3 protein-coding genes are annotated in these 6,910 nt (G+C 69.6%); 1 reads left to right on the forward strand and 2 read right to left on the reverse strand.

What is annotated here, in order from left to right; genetic code table 11:
* Positions 1-134: 134 nt before the first annotated feature.
* Together ACP93_RS05140 and ACP93_RS05145 are read right to left on the reverse strand one after the other, a co-directional pair.
* Entirely contained in the window at positions 135-3,368 is a 3,234-nt protein-coding gene (locus ACP93_RS05140; protein WP_048489692.1) for an efflux RND transporter permease subunit, read from the reverse strand.
* A gap of 194 nt (positions 3,369-3,562) precedes the next feature.
* Positions 3,563-4,807 carry an efflux RND transporter periplasmic adaptor subunit gene (locus tag ACP93_RS05145; RefSeq protein ID WP_048489693.1) on the reverse strand — a complete coding sequence of 415 codons (1,245 nt, stop codon included), beginning with the start codon at positions 4,805-4,807 and terminating at the stop codon, positions 3,563-3,565.
* A gap of 285 nt (positions 4,808-5,092) precedes the next feature.
* On the opposite strand from ACP93_RS05145, the gene ACP93_RS05150 reads away from it, so the two are divergent.
* Positions 5,093-6,397 carry a M20 family metallopeptidase gene (locus tag ACP93_RS05150; RefSeq protein WP_048489694.1) on the forward strand — a complete coding sequence of 435 codons (1,305 nt, stop codon included), beginning with the start codon at positions 5,093-5,095 and terminating at the stop codon, positions 6,395-6,397.
* Positions 6,398-6,910 lie beyond the last annotated feature (513 nt).

Here is a 6,910-nt window from a genome sequence, read left to right on the forward strand (position 1 = left end):
GGAGTCGGGATTGGGGATTCGGGAAGCGGCGTTCCTGCGCGCTGCCGGCTCAGTGACTCCATGTGGGATGCCCGGAAGCCCGACGCCGCACGCGCGGCACCACTCCCGAATCCCGACTCCCGACTCCCGGCTCCTCACGCCCGCCCCTCCGCGACCGCCGCATGCCGCGCTGCACGGCGCTCGCGCCAGGCGCGCACGCGCTCGGAGGCGCGTTCCATGTACAGGTAGATCACTGGCGTGGTGTACAGGGTGACCAACTGCGACAACAGCAGGCCGCCGACGATGGAGATGCCCAGCGGCCGGCGCAGCTCCGAGCCGATGCCGTCGCCCAGCGCCAGCGGCAGCGCGCCGAGCATCGCCGCGGCGGTGGTCATCATGATCGGGCGGAAGCGCAGCAGGCAGGCGCGGCGGATCGCGTCGTGGGCGCTGGCGCCCTCGCGGCGCGCGTCGATCGCGAAGTCGATCATCATGATCGCGTTCTTCTTGACGATGCCGATCAGCAGCACGATGCCGACGATGCCGTCCACCGACAGGCTCAGCCCGCACAGCATCAGCGCCAGCAGCGCGCCGACGCCGGCCGGCGGCAGCGTGGAGATGATCGTCAGCGGGTGGATGTAGCTCTCGTACAGCACGCCCAGCACGATGTAGATCAGCACCACCGAGGCCAGCAGCAGCCACACCACGTCGGTCTGGCTGCCGGTGAACTCGGCGGCCTTGCCGATGAACTCGGCATGCAGCTGCGGCGGCAGTTGCAGCTGCGCGCGGGTCTCCTCGATCGCCGCCACCGCCTGCGACAGCGAGTAGCCCGGCGCCAGGTTGAACGACACCGTCACCGCCGGCAGCTGCTGCTGGTGGCTGACCACCAGCGAGGTGGTCGACTGCTTGGCCTCGGCCACCGCCGCCAAGGGCACGGTGCCGCCGCTGCCGACGGTGATGCCGGTGTTCTGCGCGCCGATGCCGGTGGCGGTGGAGGAGTTGCTGGAGGTGGTCTGGCCGAAGCTGGTGGCGTTGCTGGCGGTCAGCGCGCCGCTGCCGTTGCTGGCCACCGCCAGCTGGTTCAGCAGCGCGGTGCTGGTGCGGAATTCCGGCGCCACTTCCAGCACCACGCGGTACTGGTTGAGCTGGGTGAAGATGGTGGAGATCTGGCGCTGGCCGAAGGCGTCGTACAGCGTGTCGTCGATGGTCTGCATCGGCACGCCGAGGGCGCTGGCCTTGTCGCGGTCCACGCGCAGTTCCAGCGCACGGCCCTGGTTGGCCAGGTTGTTGTCCACGTCGGCCAGTTCCGGGCGCTGGCGCAGCGCCTCGGTCAGGCGCGTGGCCTGGGTCGCCAGCTCGGCGCTGTCCACGTCCGAGAGCGAGTACTGGTACTCGGTGGCGGCCACGCGGGTATCCAGGGTCACGTCCTGCACCGGCTTCAGGTACAGCGCCACGCCGGGCAGCCCGGCCACCGCCTTCTGCAGCCGCGGCAGCAGGTCTTCCAGGCTGTCGCGGTCGCTGCGCGGCTTCAGCACGATGCTGAGCTGGCCCTGGTTGAGGGTGGGGTTCATCGAGCCGGCGCCGATGAAGGCGGCCACGCCGGTCACCGCCGGGTCGCGGCGCAGCGCCTCGGCCACCGCCTGGGTGCGTTGCTCCATCTGCGGGAACGCCACGTTCTGGTCGGCCTGGACCACGCCGGTGATCAGCCCGGTGTCCTGCTCGGGCAGCAGGCCCTTGGGGATCACCACGTACAGCAGCACGGTCAGCACCATGGTCGCCAGCGCCACCAGCAGGGTCAGCTTCTGGTGGCCCAGCACCCAGTCCAGGCTGCGCTCGTACACGCCCACGGTGCGCGACCACAGCGTGGTCTTGCCGGCCGCCGCGGTGCGCTCGTGCGCGTCCTCGCCCTCGGGCAGGGCGTCGGGCTTGAGCAGGTAGGCGCACATCATCGGGGTGAGCGTCAGCGACACCAGCATCGAGATCACCACCGCGATGCTCAGCACCCAGGCGAACTCGTGGAACAGGCGGCCGGTGACGCCAGGCATCAGGATCAGCGGCAGGAACACCGCCACCAGCGACACGGTCAGCGACAGCACGGTGAAGCCGATCTGGCGCGCGCCGATCTCCGCCGCCTCGCGGCCGCTCTTGCCCTGTTCGATGTAGCGCACGATGTTCTCGATCATCACGATCGCATCGTCGACCACGAAGCCGGTGGCCACCACCAGCGCCATCAGCGACAGGTTGTCCAGCGACATGCCGGCGAAGGCCATCACCGCGAAGGCGCCGGCCAGCGACAGCGGCACCGCCACCGACGGGATCACCGTGGCCCACAGCCGGCGCAGGAACACGAAGATCACCGCCACCACCAGGCCGATGGTCAGGATCAGGGTGAACTTGACCTCGTGCACCGAGGCACGGATGGTCTCGGTGCGGTCGGAGAACACGTCCAGGTGCACGCCGGCCGGCAACACGCCCTGCAGCTGCGGCAGGATCGCGCGGATCTGCTCCACCGTCTGCACGATGTTGGCGCCGGGCTGGCGGCGCACTTCCAGCAGCACCGCCGGCTTGCCGTCGGCCCAGGCGGCGAGCTGGTCGTTCTCCACCCCGTCCACCACCTTGGCCACGTCCGACAGCCGCACCGGCGCGCCGTTCTTGTAGCTGATGACGGTGTCGCGGTACTCGGCCGCGCTGGAGAGCTGGTCGTTGGTGCCGATGCTGTAGGACTGCGTCTTGCCGTTGAGCGAGCCCTTCGGCGCGTTGACGTTGGTCTGGGTGAGGGCGCTGCGCAGCGCCTCCATGGTCAGGCCCATGTTCGACAGCTGCGCCGGATTGACCTGGATGCGTACCGCCGGGCGCACGTTGCCGGCGATCGACACCAGGCCCACGCCCGGCACCTGCGACAGGCGCTGGGCCAGGATCGAGTCGGCGTAGTTGTTGACGTCGCGCAGCGGCAGCGTGTCGGAGCTGAGCTTGAGGGTGAGAATCGCCGCGTCGGCCGGGTTCACCCGGTTGTAGACCGGCTGGTAGGGCAGCGACGAGGGCAGGGTGGCCTGGCGGATCGCCGCCTGCACGTCCTGCGCGGCGATGTCGATGTCGCGGTCCATCGCGAACTGCAGCACGATGGTGGACAGGCCCGCCGACGAGTCGGAGGTCATCATCTGCAGCCCGGAGATCTGTCCGAGCTGCCGTTCCAGCGGCGTGGTCACCAGCGAGGCCATGGTGCTGGCGTTGGCGCCGGGGTACTGCGTGGTCACCACCAGGCTGGGCGCGTCGATCTCCGGCAGCGCCGACACCGGCAACTGCCGGTAGCCGAGGATGCCGAGCAGCAGCACGCCTGCCATCAGCAAGGTGGTGGCGATCGGGCGGCGGATGAAGATCGTCGAAAAGCCCACGGGGAAGATCCTTGCTGGTGAGAGTCCGGCGCGGCCGTGCCGGCACCGGGAAAGACGGCGGAATCAGCGGCGGTCGTGGCCCTGCACCGCGACCGCGACGCGGGTGGACCGGAACGCCACCGCCTGCAGGCGACCGGCTGCGTGCCGGCCACACGGGCGCTGCACGGCCGCCGTCGCCTGCTGGCGCAGCGCGCTCAGCGCGGCCCGCCGCCGCCGCGGCGTCCGCCGCCGCGCTGCTGCTGCTTGCCTTCTGCGGCCTTCAGCTCGGCCTCGGTCGGCTCCGGCGGTGCCTCGCCCGGCTTCAGCGCGGTCACCTTGGTGCCGGGCTTGAGCCGGAACTGGCCTTCGGTGACCACCCGCTCGCCGGCCTTCAGGCCTTCGGTCAGCTGCACGTGGCTGTCGCCCACTTCCGCGCCCTGCTTGACCGTCTGCATCTTGACCGTGTTGTCGGCCTGCACCACGTACACGTAGTCGCCGTTGGGGCCGCGCTGCACCGCCTGGGTCGGCACCACCACGCCGTCGGCCACGGTGCGCAGGGTCAGGCGCACGTTGACGAACTGGCCCGGCCACAACGCGCGGTCGTCGTTCGGGAACACCGCGCGGACCTTGAAGGTGCCGGTGTCGGCGCTGATCTGGTTGTCGATCACGTCGACCTGGCCGTTGCTGGCGATCGGATGCGCATCGGTGCGGTCCAGCGCGGCCACCGGCAACGGCGCCGCCGCCTGCGCCTGGCGCACGTCCTGCAGCTGGATCTCGGGCAGGTTGAAGGTCACGTAGATCGGGTGCACCTGGGTGATGGTGACGATGGTGCTGCTGGTGCTGACGATGTTGCCCACGTCCACCCCGCGGATACCGGCGATGCCGTCGCTGGGGGCGAGGATGCGGGTGTACTGCAACTGCACCTGCGCCGCGCGCATCTGCGCGTCGTTGGCGGCGACCGCCGCCTCGTACTGCGCCACCTGGTTGCGCTGGGTGTCCAGGTCGGTCTTGGCCACGTACTGGCGGTAGGCCGGCGAGTCGGAGCGCTGGAAGGTGGAGCGCGCGGTGGCCAGCAGCGCCTGGTTCTGGCGCTTGCTTGCCGCGGCCTGGTCGTAGCTGGCCTGCAGCGAACGCGGGTCGATCTGCGCCAGCAGTTCGCCCTTCTTCACTTCCTGGCCTTCGCGGAAGTTCAGGCTCATCAGCTGTCCGCCGACCTGCGGGCTGACGGTGACGGTGCTCAGTGCGGTCACCGTGCCGGTGGCGGTGGCATAGATCGGGACCGTCTGGCTGGTCGCGGCGACCACCGTCACCGGCACCGGCGTGTTGTCGCCATCCTCGCCCATGCCGTCGCCGGCACCACCGCCCTTGTGATGCCCGCCGCCGCGCATGAAGCGCGTGCCCACCACCACCACGGCCACCGCTGCGAGGATCAGCAGCGCAATCTTCCAGAAACGCGACATCCGGGGAAACTCCTGTGGCGAGGCGGGGTGGAGGGCCCTCCCGCAGTGGCTGGTGACGAGCGAGGAAGCATATCGCCGGCGCGTTGCGATTGGACCATGACTGAAGGGACAGAGCCGCGCGTGTGCGGGGCCGATCACACGGTCTCGCAACGCACCGGGGCCGCATCGGTTGACACGGATTCGCAAGGGTTTTTTCCCCGCAGCGGGATCCACGGCGTCCCCTGCCGGGCCGCCGATGCACTACATTGACTGAACGCCCGTTGCGTCCCGACCTGGAGCCTTGCCATGCCGCGCCTGTCCCGCCTGCTGTCCGCGATGCTGTTCGCCGTCCCCGCCCTGGCCTGGGCGCAGAGCGCCGAGCGCCCGGAGGTGACCGCCGCCGCGGCCAAGCTGCAGGCCAAGGTGGTGGAGTGGCGGCGCGACTTCCACCAGCACCCGGAGCTGTCCAACCGCGAGGAACGCACCGCCGCCAAGGTCGCCGAGCGGCTGCGCGCGCTGGGCCTGAAGCCGCAGACCGGCATCGCCCACCACGGCGTGGTGGCGATCGTCAAAGGCGCGCTGCCGGGACCGAAGATCGCCCTGCGCGCGGACATGGACGCGCTGCCGGTGACCGAGCAGACCGGCCTGCCGTTCGCCTCCAAGGCCACCGCCGAGTACCGCGGCGAGACCGTGGAGGTGATGCACGCCTGCGGCCACGACGCGCACACCGCGATCTTGCTCGGCGTCGCCGAGGCCCTGGTGGCGATGCGCGCGCAGCTGCCGGGCGAGGTGATGCTGGTGTTCCAGCCCTCGGAGGAGGGCGCGCCGGGCAACGAGGAAGGCGGCGCCTCGTTGATGCTCAAGGAAGGCCTGTTCCGCGACTTCAAGCCGCAGGCGATGTTCGGCCTGCACGTGTTCTCCAGCGTCCAGGCCGGCAAGATCGCCGTGCGCGGCGGCCCGCTGATGGCCGCCTCGGACCGCTTCAGCATCAAGGTGATCGGCCGCCAGACCCACGGCTCGGCACCATGGAACGGCATCGACCCGATCGTGACCAGCGCCGACCTGATCGGCGCCGCGCAGACGGTGATCAGCCGCCGCGCCAACCTGTCCAAACAGCCGGCGGTGCTCAGCTTCGGCGCGATCAAGGGCGGCATCCGCTACAACATCATCCCCGACGACGTGGAGATGGTCGGCACCATCCGCACCTTCGACGAGGGCATGCGCCAGCAGATCTTCGCCGACCTCAGGACCGTGGCCGAACACACCGCCGCCGCCCATGGCGCCAAGGCCGAAGCGCACGTGCCCGACCAGGACGGCAACCCGGCCACGGTCAACGACCCGGCCCTGACCGCGCGCATGCTGCCCAGCCTGCAGGCGGTGGTCGGCGCCGGCAACGTCTACGAACCGCCGCTGCAGATGGGCGCGGAGGATTTCTCGTTCTACGCGCAGCAGGTGCCGTCGATGTTCTTCTTCGTCGGCGCCACCGGCCCCGGCATCGACCCGGCGACTGCGCCCAGCAACCACTCGCCGCAGTTCCTGCTCGACGAGACCGCCCTGGATGTCGGCCTGCGCGCGATGCTGCAGGTGACGTTGGACTACTTGAAGCAGTGATTGGGGATTCGGGATTGGGGATTCGTAAGAGCGGGGCTGTAGCGACCTGGACAGAATCGCTCATAGGTCCGGTATGGATGAACATCCGTAGGAGCGGCTTCAGCCGCGACAGGCATTACCGGGAAAGCTGTCGCGGCTGAAGCCGCTCCTACAACAGCGGCGCTGGATCGTTCCCGTGGGAGCGACTTCAGTCGCGACGTATGAAACCCTGAGGCGCTGCCTGGGCAGGGGTTGGGGCCGAATCCCTCCCCACACTTATCGCGCCTGCTGCGCGCCCTGCCGCTGTAGGAGCGGCTTCAGCCGCGACAGGCATTACCGGGAAAGCTGTCGCGGCTGAAGCCGCTCCTACAACAGCGGCGCTGGATCGCTCCCGTGGGAGCGACTTCAGGGCACCTCTAAAAACCTCGGCTTTGGCATCATTGGCTTAAAGGACACGCCGAGGAGGCCATGATGATCAGCCTGTTTGCCGGTCACGAACGGGAAGCCAAGCGGCAGCAGATCGGCGATCCGCTG

This window comes from Xanthomonas sp. NCPPB 1128 (genome assembly GCF_001043115.1).
In the GTDB taxonomy this organism is placed as follows: Bacteria; Pseudomonadota; Gammaproteobacteria; order Xanthomonadales; family Xanthomonadaceae; genus Xanthomonas_A.

Bases quoted from the DNA above. Each gene is read 5' to 3' on its own strand.
- ACP93_RS05145 (WP_048489693.1), bottom strand. From the start codon at position 4,807: ATGTCGCGTTTCTGGAAGATTGCGCTGCTGATCCTCGCAGCGGTGGCC.
- ACP93_RS05150 (WP_048489694.1), top strand. From the start codon at position 5,093: ATGCCGCGCCTGTCCCGCCTGCTGTCCGCGATGCTGTTCGCCGTCCCC.